Origin of the sequence: Streptomyces sp. NBC_01016 (assembly GCF_026341035.1) — a bacterium.
Lineage (GTDB): Bacteria > Actinomycetota > Actinomycetes > Streptomycetales > Streptomycetaceae > Streptomyces.
In genome coordinates this window covers 1,653,789-1,672,370 of record NZ_JAPEOQ010000001.1, presented here as the reverse complement: position 1 = coordinate 1,672,370, position 18,582 = coordinate 1,653,789, and the positions used below count along the sequence as shown (strand labels likewise).

Annotated in this window: 18 protein-coding genes and 1 pseudogene; 8 read left to right on the top strand and 11 right to left on the bottom strand. The window is 69.3% G+C overall.

Going from position 1 to position 18,582, the window contains the following annotated elements; genetic code table 11:
* Nucleotides 1–13: 13 nt before the first annotated feature.
* Both OG746_RS07885 and OG746_RS07880 read right to left on the bottom strand, forming a co-directional pair.
* Nucleotides 14–1,327: a dicarboxylate/amino acid:cation symporter gene (locus OG746_RS07885; RefSeq protein ID WP_266712854.1), complete on the bottom strand. Its 1,314-nt coding sequence runs from the start codon at nucleotides 1,325–1,327 to the stop codon at nucleotides 14–16.
* Nucleotides 1,328–1,747: 420 nt separating this feature from the next.
* Nucleotides 1,748–2,053, bottom strand: a complete 306-nt coding sequence (locus OG746_RS07880) for a DUF4229 domain-containing protein (protein WP_266712852.1) — start codon at nucleotides 2,051–2,053, stop codon at nucleotides 1,748–1,750.
* A 190-nt stretch (nucleotides 2,054–2,243) separates the two neighbouring features.
* Between OG746_RS07880 and OG746_RS07875 the strand changes: the two genes are divergently transcribed.
* Nucleotides 2,244–2,780, top strand: a complete 537-nt coding sequence (locus OG746_RS07875) for a GNAT family N-acetyltransferase (RefSeq protein ID WP_266712850.1) — start codon at nucleotides 2,244–2,246, stop codon at nucleotides 2,778–2,780.
* Between the two features lie 239 nt (nucleotides 2,781–3,019).
* On the opposite strand, the gene mqnE is transcribed toward OG746_RS07875, so the two are convergent.
* The 3 genes from mqnE to OG746_RS07860 form a co-directional block, all read right to left on the bottom strand.
* The gene (gene mqnE / locus OG746_RS07870) at nucleotides 3,020–4,183 is read right to left on the bottom strand and encodes an aminofutalosine synthase MqnE (protein ID WP_266712848.1); all 1,164 of its coding nucleotides are present in this window, start codon (nucleotides 4,181–4,183) and stop codon (nucleotides 3,020–3,022) included.
* Between the two features lie 51 nt (nucleotides 4,184–4,234).
* Nucleotides 4,235–4,690, bottom strand: a complete 456-nt coding sequence (locus OG746_RS07865) for an Lrp/AsnC family transcriptional regulator (protein ID WP_266712846.1) — start codon at nucleotides 4,688–4,690, stop codon at nucleotides 4,235–4,237.
* A gap of 136 nt (nucleotides 4,691–4,826) precedes the next feature.
* Nucleotides 4,827–5,510, bottom strand: a complete 684-nt coding sequence (locus OG746_RS07860; RefSeq protein ID WP_266712844.1) for a UbiX family flavin prenyltransferase — start codon at nucleotides 5,508–5,510, stop codon at nucleotides 4,827–4,829.
* 81 nt (nucleotides 5,511–5,591) lie between these two features.
* Here OG746_RS07860 and OG746_RS07855 point away from each other — a divergent pair, with 81 nt between their 5' ends.
* On the top strand, nucleotides 5,592–6,209 hold the full coding sequence (locus OG746_RS07855) for a rhomboid family intramembrane serine protease (RefSeq protein WP_266712842.1): 618 nt from the start codon (nucleotides 5,592–5,594) through the stop codon (nucleotides 6,207–6,209).
* Here OG746_RS07855 and mqnP read toward each other — a convergent pair.
* Nucleotides 6,206–7,111, bottom strand: coding sequence for a menaquinone biosynthesis prenyltransferase MqnP (gene mqnP, locus OG746_RS07850; protein ID WP_266712840.1), 906 nt, complete (start codon nucleotides 7,109–7,111; stop codon nucleotides 6,206–6,208). The two genes, OG746_RS07855 and mqnP, sit on opposite strands and share 4 nt — an antisense overlap.
* On the bottom strand, nucleotides 7,108–8,568 hold the full coding sequence (locus tag OG746_RS07845) for a menaquinone biosynthesis decarboxylase (protein WP_266712838.1): 1,461 nt from the start codon (nucleotides 8,566–8,568) through the stop codon (nucleotides 7,108–7,110). Before OG746_RS07845 ends, mqnP begins: the two co-directional genes overlap by 4 nt.
* An 87-nt stretch (nucleotides 8,569–8,655) precedes the next feature.
* Between OG746_RS07845 and OG746_RS07840 the strand changes: the two are divergent.
* The 6 genes and pseudogenes from OG746_RS07840 to OG746_RS07815 form a co-directional block, all read left to right on the top strand.
* A pseudogene (locus OG746_RS07840) lies at nucleotides 8,656–8,934 on the top strand (PLDc N-terminal domain-containing protein); the annotation flags it as partial.
* Nucleotides 8,935–8,942: 8 nt separating this feature from the next.
* Entirely contained in the window at nucleotides 8,943–9,392 is a 450-nt protein-coding gene (locus OG746_RS07835) for a nucleoside deaminase (RefSeq protein WP_266718776.1), read from the top strand.
* Nucleotides 9,393–9,531: 139 nt separating this feature from the next.
* Entirely contained in the window at nucleotides 9,532–10,941 is a 1,410-nt protein-coding gene (locus OG746_RS07830; protein WP_266712834.1) for a purine-cytosine permease family protein, read from the top strand.
* 65 nt (nucleotides 10,942–11,006) lie between these two features.
* The gene (locus OG746_RS07825) at nucleotides 11,007–11,975 is read left to right on the top strand and encodes a quinone oxidoreductase family protein (protein ID WP_266712832.1); all 969 of its coding nucleotides are present in this window, start codon (nucleotides 11,007–11,009) and stop codon (nucleotides 11,973–11,975) included.
* A gap of 164 nt (nucleotides 11,976–12,139) precedes the next feature.
* Nucleotides 12,140–12,733 carry a TetR/AcrR family transcriptional regulator gene (locus OG746_RS07820; RefSeq protein WP_266712830.1) on the top strand — a complete coding sequence of 198 codons (594 nt, stop codon included), beginning with the start codon at nucleotides 12,140–12,142 and terminating at the stop codon, nucleotides 12,731–12,733.
* Nucleotides 12,734–13,325: 592 nt separating this feature from the next.
* On the top strand, nucleotides 13,326–14,306 hold the full coding sequence (locus OG746_RS07815) for an isopenicillin N synthase family dioxygenase (protein ID WP_266712828.1): 981 nt from the start codon (nucleotides 13,326–13,328) through the stop codon (nucleotides 14,304–14,306).
* A gap of 56 nt (nucleotides 14,307–14,362) precedes the next feature.
* Here the strand turns inward: OG746_RS07815 and ccsB are convergent, their stop codons facing one another.
* Genes ccsB through OG746_RS07795 form a run of 4 tightly spaced genes read right to left on the bottom strand, consistent with a single transcriptional unit; the run spans nucleotide 14,363 to nucleotide 18,558 of the window.
* The gene (gene ccsB, locus OG746_RS07810) at nucleotides 14,363–15,451 is read right to left on the bottom strand and encodes a c-type cytochrome biogenesis protein CcsB (RefSeq protein WP_266712826.1); all 1,089 of its coding nucleotides are present in this window, start codon (nucleotides 15,449–15,451) and stop codon (nucleotides 14,363–14,365) included.
* A complete protein-coding gene (gene resB, locus OG746_RS07805) occupies nucleotides 15,448–17,163 on the bottom strand; it encodes a cytochrome c biogenesis protein ResB (RefSeq protein WP_266712824.1) in 1,716 nt (571 codons plus the stop codon). The genes ccsB and resB overlap by 4 nt, the downstream gene beginning before the upstream one ends.
* Before the next feature lie 3 nt (nucleotides 17,164–17,166).
* A complete protein-coding gene (locus tag OG746_RS07800) occupies nucleotides 17,167–17,931 on the bottom strand; it encodes a cytochrome c biogenesis CcdA family protein (RefSeq protein WP_266712822.1) in 765 nt (254 codons plus the stop codon).
* A gap of 6 nt (nucleotides 17,932–17,937) precedes the next feature.
* A complete protein-coding gene (locus OG746_RS07795; protein ID WP_266712820.1) occupies nucleotides 17,938–18,558 on the bottom strand; it encodes a TlpA family protein disulfide reductase in 621 nt (206 codons plus the stop codon).
* Nucleotides 18,559–18,582 lie beyond the last annotated feature (24 nt).

Here is an 18,582-nt window from a genome sequence, read left to right as displayed (position 1 = left end):
GAGCCTGGGGACGTCAGGCTGCGGCAACCACAGCCTGCGACTCGTCGATGGGGGAAGACGTGGCCGTCTGGTACTTGTCGCGGTCGAGGATCTTCTCCCGCGCAGACACGATCAACGGCACCGCGACTTGGCCCGCAACGTTCGTCGCCGTCCGCATCATGTCCAGGATCGGGTCGATCGCGAGGAGCAGGCCCACGCCCTCCATCGGCAGGCCGAGCGTCGACAGGGTCAGCGTCAGCATGACCGTGGCGCCCGTCAGACCGGCGGTGGCGGCGGAACCGATCACCGACACGAAGGCGATGAGCAGGTAGTCACCGACGTTGAGGTCGATGCCGAAGATCTGCGCGACGAAGATCGCGGCGATCGCCGGGTAGATCGAGGCGCAACCGTCCATCTTGGTCGTCGAACCGAACGGCACGGAGAAGGAGGCGTACTCCTTCGGAACGCCGAGGCGCTCGGTGACCCGCTGCGTCAGCGGCATCGTGCCGACCGACGAACGCGAGACGAAGGCCAGCTGGATCGCGGGCCAGGCACCCTTGAAGAACTGCAGCGGGCTGAGCTTCGCGACCGTGGCGAGCAGCAGCGGGTAGACGCCGAAGAGAACCAGGGCGCAACCGACGTAGATGTCGGCGGTGAACGTCGCGTACTTGCTGATCAGGTTCCAGCCGTACGTGGCGATGGCGTTGCCGATGAGGCCGATGGTGCCGATCGGGGCGAGCTTGATGACCCACCACAGGGCCTTCTGGAGCAGTTCGAGGACCGACTCGGAGAGGGTCAGGATCGGCTGGGCCTTCTCGCCGACCTTCAGGATGGCGATGCCGGCGACGGCGGCCATGAAGACGATCTGCAGCACGTTCAGCTCGGTGAACGGCGTGATGATGTCCGTCGGGATGATGCCGGTGAGGAAGTCGATCCAGGAGCCGGCCTGGTCCGGCTTGGCGCCGTCCTTCGGGGTCAGGCCGGTGCCGGCGCCCGGGTTGGTGAGCAGCCCGATGGCGAGGCCGATGACGACCGCGATCAGCGACGTGACCATGAACCAGATCAGCGTGCGCGAGGCGAGCCGGGCGGCGTTGTTGACCTTACGAAGGTTGGTGATGGACACCAGGATCGCGAAGAAGACCAGCGGGGCGACGGCCAGCTTCAGGAGCTGGATGAAGGTGTCGCCGACCTTCTGCAGGGTGGTGACGAGCCAGGAGACGTCCTGGCTGCGGGCCAGCCAGCCGAGCAGCACACCCAGGACGAGACCGCCGAGGATCTGCGCCCAGAACGGGATCTTGGGTATTCGGAAGCCGGACTTCTGTTCGACTGCGGGGGTGTTCGCGGACACGGAGGCACTCCTGTGATGACACGCGGGGACAAGTCAGGGGGCGTTCAGGAGCGGCGACCGTGGGACGTGGTCAACGGCGCCGCTGCGTCGCTTCGGCCAAGGAAGTCGAAACTGCGCGATCAGGCGCGACAGGCCGCGGACATGCAGCGGCAGAGATCGACATGCAGGCGCTCCACGAGCGCGATGCCCGTGGCGGTTCGAGGCGCAACTGATGTCTTCATGACAGGAACGTTAACACCGCAACTTTGGGAACATCAAAGGGCTTCTTTGGGGCAGATGAGGTGCCCGTACGGGCTCAAAGCGGCATTTACCTTGAAAATGCAGGCGACCCCGGCACCTGATCCGGTGCCGGGGTCGTGCTGACTGTGAGGAAGCTTACGCGGGCCCTACAGAAGCAGGCCCTTCAGAAGCAGGGGGCGCTCACGCCTCCTGGGTGTGGGCGCTGGTGCGGGCGGCGTCGTCCGCCTCGTCCTCCATGGAGCGGTTGGCCGCCATGTTCGACTTGGCGCGGTCCACGCGGGCGACGACCTTCTCGGAGGCGCGGTCGCGCTCGCCGCGCAGCACGACGTAGCTGATGGGTGCGGAGATCACCAGGCCGAGCAGCGCGATCCACATCCAGTAGGAGCCGCCGATACCGGCGGGCACGATGCCGGTGGCGACGAGACCCCAGACGACGAGGAAGCAGCCCACGAAGATCCCGAGCCGCATCAGCGTGTAGCGGAGCATGTCAATCCACTCTTCCGTTCCGAAATGGTGTCCTTACAGGACGAGCGCCCCTCCAGTGAAGCACGGGGAGGGGCGTCCGATTTCAGCGGGGGCTCGTGGCGTCGGATCAGCCACCGGTTCTTGCGGACGGCGGGCAGCTGGGCCCGGACGTCCGAACGTCACGGCCTCGCCTCTGGTTACGCTCGGGCCCATGCGCACCACATCTCCCCTCACCTTCGAACTCGACCCGTCGGTCGACCCCGACCTGCGCGACGGGCTCCTCACCCTGTGGTCGGACGTGACGAACGCCGGCGGCGCGGTCGGCTTCGTCCCGCCGGTCACGCCAGAGGACATACGCCCGGAGCTGGTCAAGCGTCTCGCGGACCTCGCCGGGGGCCGGACCCGGCTCCTCGTGGGCCGCGACGAGCACGGCAGGGTCGCGGCGTCGGCCTTCCTCGCGTACAACCAGCACCGCCTGATGAAGCACCACTTGTGGCTCTACACGGTGATGGTCCACCCCGAGCACCAGGGCAAGGGCTACGGCCGCGCCCTGATGTCGGCCGCCGCCGAGGTCGCCCGCACCTTCGAGGGCATCGAGGCCCTCCGCCTCACCTGCCGCGGCGGCACGGGCGCGGACGCCTTCTACGCGGCCTGCGACTACAAAGAGGTCGGCCGCGTCCCGGGCGCGATACGGGTGGCCCCGGGCGACGACAGGGACGACGTCCACATGATGCTGCCGCTCCACTAGAGCCCCTGCGGCGGGCGGGCATTTCAAGCCGCTGCGGCGACTGCGCCGCCTTCAAGCCCCCGCGCCGCTTGAGCATTTCAAGCCCCTGCGGCGATTGAGCAGCGGGGCCCGGGGCAGAGCCCCGATCTTTCCAGCCCCGCCGGCGCTTGAGGCGCGGGGTCCGGGGCGGAGCCCCGTGGCCGAGGCGGACGACGACCGCAACGAGAACGGGCCCCGGCCAGAACCGGGACCCGCCAAAATCACACCCGCATCGGCTGCGGCGCATCCCGCCGCCCGGGGTCCGCCCCCTCGTACTCCCGAATGATCTCGTACCGCGTATTCCGCTCAACCGGCCGGAACCCCGCGTCACGGATCAGATCGAGCAGATCCTCACGCGTCATCTTGTTCGGCGTCCCGTAGTTGTCCGCGTCATGCGTGATCTTGTACTCGACGACCGAGCCGTCCATGTCGTCCGCCCCGTGCTGCAGCGCGAGCTGTGTGGTGTGCAGCCCGTGCATGACCCAGAAGCACTTCACGTGCGGCACGTTGTCGAACAGCAGCCGCGACACGGCGAAGGTCTTCAGCGCCTCGGCGCCCGTGGCCATGGTCGTCCGCGCCTGCAGCTTGTTGCGGACCTTGCCGTCCTGCATGTCGACGAAGTCGTGCTGGTAGCGCAGCGGGATGAAGACCTGGAAGCCGCCGGTCTCGTCCTGCAGTTCGCGCAGCCGCAGCACGTGGTCGACGCGGTGCCGGGGCTCCTCGATGTGCCCGTACAGCATCGTGCTGGGCGTCTTGAGGCCCTTCTCGTGCGCGAGCCGGTGGATCCGCGACCAGTCCTCCCAGTGGGTGTCGTGGTCGACGATGTGCTGCCGGATCTCCCAGTCGAAGATCTCGGCGCCACCACCGGTGAGGGACTCCAGACCCGCCTCGATCAGCTCGTCGAGGATCTCGGACGCGCTCATCCCGGAGATCTTCTCGAAGTGGTGGATCTCGGTGGCGGTGAAGGCCTTGAGCCCGACGTTCGGCAGCGCCTCCTTGAGGGCCTTGAGCGAACGCGGGTAGTAGCGCCACGGCAGGTTCGGGTGCAGCCCGTTGACGATGTGGAGTTCCGTGAGGTTCTCCGACTCCATCGCCTGCGCGAGCTTGACGGCCTCCTCGATGCGCATCGTGTAGGCGTCCTTCTCGCCGGGCTTGCGCTGGAAGGAGCAGTAGGCACACGAAGCGGTGCACACGTTCGTCATGTTCAGGTGACGGTTGACGTTGAAGTGCACGACGTCGCCGTTCTTCCGCGTCCGCACCTCGTGGGCGAGGCCGCCGAGCCAGGCCAGGTCGTCCGACTCGTAGAGCGCGATGCCGTCCTCGCGGGACAGCCGCTCACCGTCCCTGACCTTCTGCTCCAGCTCGCGCTTGAGCCCTGCGTCCATGCCCGTACCTTCCCTCAACTCAACAGACCAGCCCACCGTACGCCCCGGGGCTCACACCTCTTCGGGAAGCTCCCCCACCCGGTTCTCCCACTTCGTGGAGAGAATGATCGTGGTACGGGTCCGGGACACGCCCTTCGTACCGCTGAGCCGGCGGATCGTCCGCTCCAGGCTGTCCACGTCGCCCGCGCGAACCTTCAGCATGTACGAGTCGTCGCCCGCGATGAACCAGCAGTCCTCGATCTCGTGCAGGTCGCGCAGGCGGTGCGCCACGTCCTCGTGGTCGGCCGCGTCGGAGAGCGAGATGCCGATGAGGGCGGTGACACCGAGGCCGAGCGAGGCGGAGTCGACGGTGGCGCGGTAGCCGGTGATCACGCCGGCCGCCTCGAGGCGGTTGATGCGGTCCGTGACGCTGGGTCCGGACAGGCCGACGAGCCGGCCCAACTCCGCATACGAGGCGCGGCCGTTCTCGCGCAGGGCCTGGATGAGCTGCCTGTCCACGGCGTCCATAAGGTCCAATGCCTTTCATTGTTCAGCGTTGACGCGAGCTTATGTACAGAAACGAAGGCGCGCTAGGGTGAATCCCCGCAAAATCCAAAGTTCTTCACTCGGGGCGACGGAGCCCCCTCACGTACGGGGAACGGCGTCACTCGGCTGCACGGGAGCCTCCCCCGAGCTCGCCCTCCCAGCGGCGGTACAGCGTGTGCGGCACACCCGCCGCGTCCAGCGTCCGGCCCGCGACGAAGTCCACGAGGTCCTGGATGTGCGTCGCCCCCGCGTAGAAGGCCGGTGACGCCGGCAGCACCACGGCGCCCGCCTCGTCGAGCGCCACCAGGTGCTTGAGCGTCTGCCCGTTCAGCGGCGTCTCCCGTACGGCGACGATCAGCGACCGCCGCTCCTTGAGCGTGACACTCGCCGCGCGCTGCAGCAGATCCTTCGAGAGTCCGAGCGCGACTCCGGCCACGCACGCCGTCGAAGCGGGCACGATGATCATGCCCTTGACCGGGTACGAGCCGGAGGAAGGACCGGCCGCGAGATCACCTGCGGGCCAGTACCGCACGTCGTCGAGCCCGACGACACGGAACGTGTCCGGCTTGCCGTCGGCGCCGCGCGCCAGCCACTCCGCCAGGTCCTCGCGCCAGTGCGCGTCCCGCAGCGGGATCCCCGTCTCGTCGAGCAGCGTGAGCCGCGAGGCCCGCGAGACGACGAGGTCGACGGCTTCGCCCGCCGCGAGCAGGGCGCGCAGCACGGAAGCGGCGTACGGGGTTCCTGAGGCGCCGGACACCCCGACGACCCACGGCCTGCGGCTGCTTGCTTTGACGTGCTCCACACCACGAGCCTATCCGGCGGCCCTGCGGGGGAACTTGAGCAGGGGCGGTGAGCGTTCTTTCCATGACGGGCGGGGGCTGGGATGACGTACGACGACGGATCGGGCCGGGCGGCGGTCCTGCGGCGGCCGAGGCGTGAGCGGGCACTGACGGCGGGCAAGGTGATGCTCGCCTGGGTGGCCCTGCTCTGGCTCATCGAAGTGATCGACGCGGCATCGGGCAACGCCCTGGACACCTTCGGCATCCAGCCGCGCGAGCCTTCCGAGTTGATCGACGTCGTCCCGGCGTCCTTCATCCACTTCGGCTTCGCCCACGTCGCGGCGAATTCGATACCCCTGCTGGTCCTCGGATTCGTCGCGGCGCTCGGCGGGCTGCGCCGCTTCTTCCTGGCCTGCGCCCTGATCGTCGTCGCGGACGGCCTCGGGGTGTGGCTTGTGGCCCCGTCCCACACGAACACGGCGGGCGCCTCGGGCCTGATATTCGGCCTGTTCGCCTTCGTCGTCCTGTCCGGCTTCGTGGAGCGCCGCCCGCTCGGCATCATCGTCGGCGTCCTCATAGCCGCGTACTGGGGCACGTCGTTCCTGGCGGGCCTCTCCCCCACGAACGACGGGGTGAGCTGGCAGGGCCACCTGATCGGGCTGACCGCGGGTGTGGCGGCGGCGTTCCTGTTCCGCCGCCGCCCATCGGCCCAGCAGTCCTAGACCGTCAGCCCCCGCACCAGCAGGTCGAGCAGGGCGCACACGAAGAGTGCGATGCCGATGAAGCCGTTGACCTGGAAGAACGCCCGGTTCAGGCGGGACAGGTCGTGGGGCTTCACGATCGAGTGCTCGTAGAGGAACGCGCCTGCGACGATCACGAGGCCGACCCAGAAGAAGGTGCCCGCGTCGGTGGCCAGGGCGTACCAGACGAACAGGGCCGTCGTGAGGGTGTGGCAGACGCGCGCGCCCCAGATCGCGCCGGGGATACCGAAGCGCGCCGGGACCGACTTCACGCCGACCTCGCGGTCCGTCTCCACGTCCTGACAGGCGTAGATCAGGTCGAAGCCGCCGATCCAGATGCCGACCGCGAGACCGAGGATGACGGCCGTCCAGGACCACTCGCCCGTGATCGCGATCCACGCGCCGATCGGGCCCATCGCCTGGGCGAGGCCCAGGATCGCCTGCGGGAAGTTCGTGAACCGCTTGCCGTACGGGTAGACGACCATCGGGATCACCGCGATGGGCGCGAGCGCCAGGCAGAGCGGGTTCAGGAGCGCCGCCGAGGCCAGGAAGACGACCAGGGCGATCAGCGCGCCGGTCCAGGCCGACTTCACGGACACCGCGCCCGTCACCAGTTCGCGGTGCGCGGTGCGCGGGTTACGGGCGTCGATCTCGCGGTCGATGATCCGGTTCGCCGCCATCGCGAACGTCCGCAGGCCCACCATGCAGATGGTGACCAGGAGGAGTCGGCCCCAGTGGATGTTCTCGTCCAGCTGGAACATCGCCGTGAGGGCGGCGATGTAGGCGAAGGGCAGCGCGAAGACCGAGTGCTCGATCATGACCAGGCGCAGAAACGCCTTGGTCCGTCCCGGCTGCTGCGGGATTGCTGCTGAAGCGCTGGTCACGAGAGTCCGTACTCCTTCCAACGACGGTCCACGAGGGCCGCCGTACGGGGGTCGGAGACGACCATCTCGGGCCACCCTCCGTCCCTCGTGTAGCCCTCCTCGGGCCACTTCTTCGTCGCGTCGATGCCCGCCTTGCCGCCCCAGAACTGCTGGTACGAGGCGTGGTCGAGGTGGTCGACCGGCCCCTCGGCCACGGTCAGGTCACGGGCGTAGTCCGTGTTCCCGAGCGCGCGCCACGAGACTTCATGAAGATCGTGGACGTCGCAATCGGAGTCGACGACGACGATGAGCTTCGTCAGCGACATCATGTGCGCGCCCCAGATCGCGGACATGACCTTCTGGGCGTGCTTCGGGTACTTCTTGTCGATCGAGACGATCGCGCAGTTGTGGAAGCCGCCGGACTCCGGCAGGTGGTAGTCCACGATGTCCGGGACGATCACCTTGAGGAGGGGGAGGAAGAAGCGTTCCGTGGCCCTTCCCAGCGGGCCGTCCTCCGTCGGCGGGCGGCCGACCACGATCGACTGGATCAGCGGGCGCTTGCGCATCGTCACGCAGTCGATCTTCAGCGCCGGGAACGGCTCCTGCGGCGTGTAGAAGCCGGTGTGGTCCCCGAAGGGGCCCTCCGGGAGCATCTCGCCCGGCTCCAGCCAGCCCTCGATGACGACCTCGGCGTTGGCCGGGACCTGCAGCGGCACCGTCTTGCAGTCGACCATCTCGACGCGCTTGCCCTGGATGAACCCGGCCAGCATGTACTCGTCCATGTCGCCGGGCAGCGGCGCCGTCGACGCGTACGTGACCGCCGGCGGGCAGCCGAAGGCGATGGCGACGGGCAGCTTCTCGCCCCGCTTGGCGGCCACCTGGTAGTGGTTCCGGCTGTCCTTGTGGATCTGCCAGTGCATGCCGATGGTGCGCTTGTCGTGGCGCTGCAGGCGGTAGAGCCCGAGGTTGCGGATGCCCGTCTCGGGGTCCTTGGTGTGGGTGAGCCCCAGGTTGAAGAAGGAGCCGCCGTCCTCCGGCCAGGTGAACAGCGCCGGCAGCCTGTCGAGGTCGACGTCCTCGCCCTGCAGCACGACCTCCTGCACGGGGGCCGCGTCCGACTTCACCTTCTTCGGCGGTACGTGCGTCATCGCGCCGAGCTTGCCGAACGCCTCGCGGATGCCGACGAAGCCCTGCGGCAGCTCCGGCTTCAGCAGGCCGCCGATCTTGTCGCTGATGTCGTCGTACGACTTGAGGCCGAGCGCCTTGAGCAGGCGCCGGTCGGTGCCGTACACGTTCATCGCAAGGGGCATCGACGCGCCCTTCACGTTCTCGAAGAGGAGGGCGGGGCCGCCGGCCTTGTTCACCCGGTCGACGATCTCACCGACCTCCAAGTACGGGTCGACCTCGGCCTTGATGCGCTTCAGGTCGCCCTCGCGCTCCAGAGCCCTGAGCAGGGAGCGAAGATCGTCGTAAGCCATGCGTTCCAGTATCGGGCAACCGTTAACCTGGCCGAGTCACCGGGGGCCCAGTACGCCCCGTTCCGTTCCTTGGGGGATCGCGACACCATGCTGCGCTACTTGCCCTTCCTGTTGGTCCTGGCGCTCTGGATCTACGCGTTCATCGACTGCCTGAACACCCCGGAAAAAGAGGTGCGCAAGCTGCCCAAGGTGGTGTGGGTCATCATCATCCTGCTGTTCGGCGAGGTCCTGCTCGGACCGATCGCCTGGCTGGTGGTGGGCAGGCCGCGCCGCACCCCCACGGGTGGCGGCAGCACGAAGTTCGTCGCGCCCGACGACAACCCCGAATTCCTGCGGTCCCTGAAGGACGACGACAAAAAGGACGAATGAGCACCATGGATCTCGATCTCGCCCGCACCTGGCTCGCCACCGCCGTGGAGGAGGCGAGGGCCGGCCTCGCGGAGGGCGGCATCCCGATCGGCGGCGCCCTGTACTCCGCCGACGGCAAGCTCCTCGGCCGCGGCCACAACCGGCGTGTACAGGACGCCGACCCGTCCTCGCACGGGGAGACCGACGCGTTCCGCAACGCCGGGCGGCAGCGCACGTACAAGGGCACCACGATGGTGACCACGCTCAGCCCCTGCTGGTACTGCTCGGGTCTGGTGCGGCAGTTCGGGATCTCGCGCGTGGTGGTCGGTGAGGCGCGCACCTTCCACGGCGGGCACGACTGGCTCGCCGAGCACGGCGTCGAGATCGTGCTGCTCGACGACCCCGAGTGCGTCGCCATGATGGAGGACTTCATCGCGGCGAAGCCGCAGCTGTGGAACGAGGACATCGGCGAATGAGCCGTTGCCGGTGAAAGTCGCGTGACGGCGTAAGGCGCGTGACGGTGCAGGGCGCGTACAAGTTGTACGCCGGCGCGCCCCCTGAAGCGGACAGTGCGCCCCTGTGCGGGACCGCTCCGCACCCGGACACTCAGGGGGCATGACGACCGCCCCGGGCACCACTCCCACCAGCACGTCCCCCTCGCCTCCCGCCTACGGCGACAAGATCGTCGCCGTGGAGACGGCCGGGGCGGAGCCGATCCCCGACGCCGAACGGCACGGCGGTCCACGGCAGCTGCTGTGGACCTGGGCCTCGCCGAACATCGAGTTCGCGACGGTCTACATCGGCGTGATCTCCGTACTCTTCTTCGGCCTCAGCTTCTGGCAGGCGGCCGCGGCCCTGCTGCTCGGCACCGCGCTCGGCGCGCTGACGCAGGGGATCCTGTCGCTGGACGGTCCGCGGTTCGGCGTGCCGCAGATGGCGATCGGGCGCCTCGCCTTCGGCTTCCGCGGCAACGCGCTGCCCGCGGGGGTCAACGCCCTGGTGGCGGGCGTCGGTTGGTTCGCCGTGAACAGTGTGAGCGCCGCGTTCGCCCTGAACACGCTGACCGGTCTGCGGCCGCTGCCCTCGCTGCTCGTGGTCGTCGCCGCCGAGATCGTCATCGGCTTCATCGGCCACAACTTCGTGCACACCTTCGAGCGGTACGCGTTCCCGGTGCTCGCCGTCGTCTTCCTCGTGGCGGGCGTCTGGACGTTCGGCGAGGCGGACCTGTCGGCGGCCGGTGGCGGGGGCGGCATCGGCGGCTTCCTGCTCGCGTTCAGCTCGGCGTGGGGGTACGCGGCGGGCTGGAACCCGAACGCTTCGGACTACTCGCGCTATCTGCCGCGCACCGCGAACCGCTTCCGTACGGTGCTGTACCCGGCGCTCGGCATGTTCCTGTCCGTCTCGGTCGTGGCACTGACCGGCGCGGCGTCGGCGACGATCGCCGCGCCGGCGGACGCGACGCCCACGGCCGCGTTCACCGGCCATCTCCCGTCCTGGCTCGGCCACTTGGTGCTCGTGGCGATCATCCTGGGCGCGATCTCGGCGAACGCCCTCAACATCTACTCGTCCTCCATGTCGATCACCTCCATCGGCCTGCGGCTGCCGCGGTGGCTCGGCCGCAGCACGCTGGTCGTCCTGACGGGTCTCGCGGGCACGGCAGCGGCGTGGTCCTCGCTCTCCGACGCGGGGCACGCGTACGAGGCGTTCCTGCTGGTGATCGCGTACTGGATCGGCCCATGGCTGGGCGTGGTGCTCACGGAGCGGTGGCGCTCGCGACGCGCACCCGGGGCCGACCTCGCCGGCCGCCTCGGCAACCCCGGATTCTCCAACTGGCCGGGCTTCGCAGCCCTGTTGGCGGGCATCGCGGTCTCCGTCCCGCTCTTCTCGAACCAGGAGCAGTACGCGGGGTGGGCGGCGCGGCACTGGCCCTCGCTCGGCGACGTGACGTGTCTGGTCGGCTTCGTGGTGAGCGCGGTGGTGTACGCGACCACTTGCCGAGTGTTCGCCGCGCGTCGTACAGTCTGAGCCGTTGGTGTTCGTCGAGCGGCGAACACCGGTCGGTTCTTCTCGGACGACGGAAGGCGTGTGCCATGCGAGCGGTGCGGTTCGAGGAGTACGGCGGGCCCGAGGTCCTGCGGGTGGCGGAGGACGTGGCGGTGCCGGAGCCCGGGCCCGGCCGGGTGAGCATCGATGTCGCGTACGCCGGGGTGAACTTCGCCGACCTCAAGGCCCGCGCGGAGGGCTACCGGGTGGACGCGCTGCCGTACTCCCCCGGCCTGGAGGTCTCCGGCCGCGTACGCGCCCTGGGGGCGGGGGTCGAGGGGCTCGCGGTCGGCCAGGAGGTCGCCGCGCTCACCACCTCCGGCGGCTACGCGGAGGTGGTCGTCGCCGACGCCGTCACCACCTTCCCGCTCCCCGACGGCCTGTCGCTGCGCACGGCCGCGACGCTGCCGACCGTGCTGCCGACGGCGTACGCGCTGCTGCACTCGGTGGGGCGGCTGCGCTCCGGCGAGACCGTTCTCGTGCAGGGTGCGGCGGGCGGAGTCGGCACGGTGGCCGGGCAGTTGGCGCGGGCGGCGGGCGCGGGGCGGGTGATCGGCGTCGTGTCGAGCGAAGCGAAGGCCGCGTACGCGAAGGGGTACGGGTACGACCATGTGGTCCTGGCCGATGGATTCGGCGCCGCGGTACGGGAGTTGACGGGCGGGCGCGGGGTCGATCTGGCTCTGGACCCGGTGGGCGGCGAGACGCTCCGGGAGACGCGGGAGGCGCTCGCGGTGTTCGGGCGGCTCGTGTCCTTCGGCAACGCGTCGTCCGCGCCCGCGTGGCAGGTCGGCCAGCCCGAGCTGTACCCGACGGGCCTCTCCGTGGCCGGCTTCTCCATCCTCGGCCTCGCCCGGACCGCCCCCACCGAACTGCGATCACTCGCCGAACGCGCCTTCGCGGTACCGGGCGTCGAACTCCCGGTGACAGCGGAATTCCCCCTCACGGAGGCGCCGGAGGCCCACCTCCTGATGGGTTCCCGCACCAGCACGGGCAAGCTGCTGCTGCGGGTGGGCTGATCAAGCCGCCACCACAGGCCGGGCCGTCGAGCGGTCCCCCGTGCCGCTCGACGGCCTCGACCAGGGTGATCAGTGTGGCTCAGCACCTTACTGAACTGGAGTGAATTTCTAGAAATTCACTATAGAAACACAGCCCCGGGAGGTGCCTTAGGCTGGTCGTCGTCATGAGCCCCAAGCAACTGCGCGGCGCGGAAACCGTCGACCGCCTCCTCGATGCCGCGCTGCGCGTCTACGCGGACGCCGGCGAGCAGGGCATCACCGTCAGCTCCCTGACGCGGACGGGCGGGGCGAGTCCGGGGAGCCTGTACCACCACTTCGGCAGCGTCGACGGGCTGATGCAGGCGCTGTTGCTGCGCTGGCTGGGCCGGTTCCTCGACGAACTCACCGCGGCCCTCGAACGCTCCCGCACGCCGCGCACGGGGATCCAGGCGATCGTCGAATCGTATCTGCGCTTCATCCGCGAACACCCCGACGCCTCCCGCCTGTTGCACTCCTCGTACGCCGACCGGCTGGGGATGGCGCAGGCCCGCCAGTTGCGCGACGCGCAGGAGGCCCGGCTCTCGCCGCTCACCGAGTGGATGCGGCAGCACGTCGAATCCGGCGCGATCGCCCCGCTGCCCGGGCCGCTCATCGAGGCCTTGGTGCTCGGCCCGGTCGTCGGCCTCGCGCGCGGCTGGCTCGCCGGGACGCACGAGACCGACCTCGATCAGGCCGCGCGCGTCCTGTCGGAGAGGATCTGGCGCTCACTGGCCCCCTGACCGGCCCGCCCGGCCCCTACGACACGGGCCGCGCACGCCGCTTGGAGCAGCTCCCCGCCCGTTTCGGTCGACCGCCGCCGCCTTGGGCAATCTGCCGCCTGGGGCGGCAGGGTGGGCAAGGCGGCACCCCGGCGCCGGGCGCCGACACCGACCACCCCCACCCCGTCCCACGCCACGGGGCTCCGCCCCGGACCCCGCGGGCTCTCGTCCGAAAGGCGGGGCTGGATTTGCCCACCCGCCGCAGGGGCTCAATTTGCTCTCACCCGTCGCCGGGGCCAGATTTGGCCGGACCGGCCCCCGCCGCCTCCCGGGCCAGGGCAAAGCTGGTTTTGGCCCACCCGCCGCCAGGCCCGGATACCGCTCCTCACACACGCCGGTGGGGAGCACCCGCAGCAGCAGCTTGCCCGTGCTCGTACGCGAACCCACCAGCCGGTGCCCCGCCACCGCGTCCGCGACGGAGAACTCCGGCGTCACCGGCATCCCCTCACCGCGAACGCCCGCACGACGCAGCCGACGACGTCGGGGTAGGAACGGCCGGGACAGTACGCCCCGCACGTTGCCCCGGTGTTTCCGCGCCGCGAGAGTGGACCGCATGACCGCTTCCCCCGGCGCCGCGCCGCGCATTCCGACCATCGACCTGTTGCCGTGGATGTCCGGCGACCCGCAGGCCCGCGCCGCGATCGCCGCCACCGTGGACGACGCGCTGCGCACCGCCGGGTTCCTGCTGGTCACCGGGCACGGCGTCGACCCGGCGCTGCGCACCCGGATCCGGGACGCGGCCCGTGGGTTCTTCCGTATGCCGACGCCGGTGAAGGAGCCGTACAGCGTGCAGGTCGGCGGACGCGGCTGGCTCGGCCCGGGCGCCGAGGCCAACGGCTACGCCGAGGGCACCGAGACGCCGCCCGACCTGAAGGAGTCGCTGTCCTTCGCCACGGCGACGCCCTTCGACGACCCGGCGGTGCGCGCCGAATGGTCGGGCGAGAACGTCTTCCCTGCCGAGTCGCCGCAACTGCGCGCGCTCGTGGAGACGTACCTGGAGCAGATGCGGACGCTCTCCGACCGGCTGCTCGAACTCCTCGCGGCCGCCCTCGACGAGCCCGCCGACTTCTTCACCCGCCACACCGCGCACCCCACCTGGGGCTTCAACATCAACTGGTACCCGGGCACGGAGGTCGTCGGCGCCCCGGAGCCCGGCCAGTTCCGGATCGGCCCGCACACCGACTTCGGCACGGTGACGGTCCTCGACCGGCAGGCCGGGAAGGGCGGCCTCCAGGTGTTCACCGATGACGGGGGCTGGGAGGACGCCCCGTACGACCCGGACGCCTTCACCATCAACATCGGTGATCTGATGGCCCGCTGGACCGGCGACCGCTGGCGCTCCGGCCGGCACCGCGTCCTACCGCCACCGGCGGACGCGCCCGCCGAGGAACTCATGTCGCTCGTCTACTTCTACGAGTGCGACCCCGGCACGACCGTCGAACCACTCCCCGCCCCGAAGGGCCGCGTCGCGTACGAGCCGGTGGATTCGCACGCGTACCTGCGCGGAAAGCTGGACGCCATCACGGTGGGCTGACGCGCGTACGTGAAAGGCCGGCCCCGCAGGACCGGCCTTTCACGAAGCGATGCGGCTCACACCCCGGCGTACGAGTGCTTGCCTGTGACGAAGATGTTCACGCCGTAGTAGTTGAAGATCCAGCAGCCGAACGCGATCAGCGCCAGGTAGGCGGCCTTGCGGCCCTTCCAGCCGGCGGTCGCGCGGGCGTGCAGGTACGCCGCGTAGGCGACCCAGGTGATGAACGACCAGGTCTCCTTGGGGTCCCAGCCCCAGTAGCGGCCCCACGCGTCGCCCGCCCAGATGGCGCCCGCGATGATCGTGAACGTCCACAGCGGGAAGACGGCCGCGTTCACGCGGTAGGAGAACTTGTCCAGGGACTGCGAGGCGGGCAGCCGCTCCATGACGGAGGTCGCGAAGCGGCCGGGGGTGCCGCCGCTCGCCAGCTTGTTCTCGTAGGAGTCCTTGAAGAGGTACAGGATCGTGCCGACCGCGCCGACGTAGAAGACCGCGCCGCAGAAGATCGCCGTCGAGACGTGGATGTACAGCCAGTACGAGTGCAGCGCCGGCACCAGCTGGTCGCTGGACGTGTACAGCACGGTGGTGGCGAGACCGAGGTCAAGCAGGACCGTGATGACCAGGGGCAGTCCGAGCCAGCGCACGTTCTTCTTCAGCGCCAGCAGGACCAGGTAGATGGCCACGGCGACGGTGGAGAAGGTGATGCTGAACTCGTACATGTTGCCCCACGGGGCCCGCTCCACCGAGAGCGCGCGCGTGAGCACGCCGCCGAACTCGATGACGAAGGCGAGCACCGTGAGGGAGATGGCGATGCGCCCGTACAGGTCGCCCTTCTCGTCTCCGGCGGCGGCGCCGGGGCCGTCCGGCACGTCACGCGCGCCGGCCGCCGCTCGGGTCACGACCTTCGGCCGGTCGAGGACGGCGGTGCCGCCCTTCTTGTTGACCGTGACGGCCGGCGCGGCGGCCGCCGCCTTCTCCTCGGCCGTGCCGGTCAGCGCGGCGGCGGTTCGGCCGACCTTGCTGCGGCTACCGAAGATCCACTCGGCCATGTTCGCGAAGAACGCGAGCAGATAGACGGCCATCGACGAGTAGATGAGGACGTTACTGGTGTGAGCCAGGTTCTCGTTGACTGCGGCGGCGAGAGTCACTTCTCAGCCCCTTCGGCGGCAGGAACAGCGGTGGTTGATGCGGAGGTTTCAGTGGGTTCGGGCGCGCTCGGCGCCTTGCTGTGCAGCTGCTCGACCAAGGAGCCGAGCTCCTCCGGCAGCTTCGCGGACTCGCTGCGGCCGAGGCCCGCCATCTCGACGACGGTCACCCCGTCGGGGCCCTCGACGGCGCGCACCCAGACGCGGCGGCGCTGGATGAACAGGGAGCCGGCCAGACCGAAGATCGCGGCGATGGCGCCGCCCAGTGCCCAGGTGTCACCGGGCTGGTGGGAGATCTGGAAGGTGACCCATTCCTTGATGTCCTTGTCGAACGTGATGGAGCCCGCCCCGTTGGGCAGCTTCATCGTCTCGCCGGGCAGCAGCCGCTGCTTGAGCGCCTTGCCCTTGGAGTCCTTGAAGGCCTTCATGTGCGAGGTGTCCAGCTGGTACACGTTCTGCGGAAGGCCGGCGTCGACGCCGAGGTCGCCGTGCGTCGCGTTCAGCGCGAGGACGGGATAGTCGAGCGCGGGGAACTGGGAGAGCATCGTGCCCTTGCCCGCGCCCGCGAACGTCGGCACGAACCAGGCGGCGAAGCCCAGCTGTTCCTTCTTGCCCTTCGCGTTCTTGTAGCCGTCCATCACCTTGATGGCGCCCTGCGAGGAGATGTTGGAGTCGATCGGCAGCATCGGCACGGTCTGCTTCGAGACGACCTTGCCCTTGCCGTCGCGGACCGTGATGGGGACCGCGTAGCCGTGCCCGTTGAGGAAGATCTTGGTGCCGTCGATGTCCAGCGGGTGGTTGGACTCGATCTTGGTCTGCTTCGTCTTGTCGCCCGAGCCCTCGGTGTAGCTGACGTTCGCGCGGAACGTGCGCGGGGTGCCCTTCTCGGGGCCCGTGCGCTCGTACGTGGCCGTGAACTTGTCGAGGGTGAAGCTGAACGGCGACAGGTCGTTGTCGCTGTCGAAGAGGTTGCCGGACTTGAAGTCGTCGTACTGGGTGAGCGTGTTGGCGAACCCGTCGCCCTCGGTGACGAGCTTGCCGCCCTCGAACTTGAACAGCTGGCCCCAGGCGAAGGAGACCAGCATCACGATCAGCGCGATGTGGAAGGCGAGGTTGCCGACCTCGCGCAGATAGCCCTTCTCGGCCGCGACCGCGGTCCCTGCGACGTGCGCGCGGTAGCGGCGCTTCTTCATCATCGCGAGGGCGGCGGTGCGCACCTGCTCGGGCTCCGCCTCGGTGCGCCACGTCGCGTACGCGGGCAGCCGGGTGAGCCGCTTGGGAGCGCCCGGCGGGCGGCCGCGCAGCTGCCCGACGAACTGCCAGGTGCGCGGCACGATGCAGCCGATGAGCGAGATGAACAGCAGCAGGTAGATCGCGGAGAACCACACCGAGCTGTAGACGTGGAAGAAGCCGATCTTGTCGTAGATCGACGCGAGCGTGTCGTGTGCCTTGCGGAAGGTGTCGACCTTGGTCGGGTCCGTGCCCTGCTGCGGGATCAGCGAGCCGGGGATGGCGCCGAGGGAGAGCAGGAACAGCAGGATCAGGGCGACCCGCATCGAGGTGAGCTGCCGCCAGAACCAGCGGACCCAGCCGATGACTCCGAGCCGGGGCAGGTTGGGCGAACGGTCCTCCTGGGGGGCCGTGCTCAGCTGGGACGCGGCTTCGAGCTCAGTGGGATCGCCACCGGTCTGCACGTCGTCGGTCGTGTTGCTCATGGATCAGATTCCCACCTGGAAGCCGGTGGACCAGGTCCGCATCTGCCCCACGAGCGCGTCCCACGCACCCGTGAGCAGCAGAACTCCGGTCAGGATCATCATGATGCCGCCGATGCGCATCACCCACGTGTAGTGCTGCTTGACCCAGCCGAACGCGCCGAGCGCCTTGCGGAAGGCGATCGCGGCGAGCACGAAGGGCACGCCGAGGCCGAGGCAGTACGCGATGGTCAGTATGGCCCCGCGGCCGGCGGTGCTCTGCACCGAGGAGAGGCCGATCACGGAGGCGAGGGTCGGGCCGATGCAGGGGGTCCAGCCGATGCCGAACAGCGCGCCGAGGACCGGGGCTCCGGCCAGACCGGCGGCGGGCTTCTTGTGGAAGCGGAACTCCCGCTGCGTCATCCAGGGCATGAAGCCCATGAAGAAGATCCCCATGGCGATCATGAGGCCGCCGAGCACCTTGCTCAGCACCCCTTGGTACTCCTGGAGCGTCTGGCCGAAGAAGCCGAACAGGGCGCCGCCGGAGACGAAGACGGCGGTGAACCCGAGGACGAACAGGCTCGCGCCCGCCGCCATCCGGCCCCGCCGCTGCTCCATCAGATCGGTGCCGGTGATGCCGGTCACGTACGACAGATAGCCGGGTACGAGGGGCAGCACGCACGGGGAGAAGAAGGAGACCAGGCCGCCGAGCAGAGCCACGGGGACGGCCAGGAGGAGCGCACCGTCGGTGACGGTGTCACCGACGGCGAGTGTGACGAGGGAGGAGCTCACCTTCGCTCACTTCTCCGCGATGACCGGCGCGACCATCTTGCGCAGGGCCTTCTCGCTGAGTGGCTTGAGCGAACGCGCGGCGATCTTTCCCTCGCGGTCGACGACGATCGTCGAGGGGATGGCCTGCGGGTTGAGCGTGCCCTTGTCGAACTTGAGAAGGAGCCGGCCCGTCGGGTCGTAGAAGCTCGGGTACGGGACGTCGTAGTTCTCTTCGAACTTCTTGGCCGGGCCTGTGCTGGTGTCCCGGGTGTTGATGCCGAGGAACTGGACGTCCTGCTTATCGGTGTCCTTGGCGACCTTCACGAAGTTCGGCGCCTCGGCGCGACACGGCGGGCACCAGGAGCCCCAGACGTTGAGGACGACGACCTTGCCCTTGTAGTCGGACATGTCGAGCTGCTTGCCCTCGAGGTCCTTGCCGGTCAGGGAGGGGGCGTTGTGGCGCTCGCCCTTCTTGACCGTGGCGATGCCGCCGGACCCGGTGACGAAGTTGGTGTTGTTGCCGCCGCCCGACGTACCGCCGGAGCCGCAGGCCGTCAGCGCGAGGGCCGCCACGGCGGCTCCTACGGTCAGCTGGGCGGCGCGGCGCTTCGTCGCGGTGGTGCGGGGGGTGCGGGAGGCGGCACTCATGTGAAAAGTTTCGCATGTCTGTTT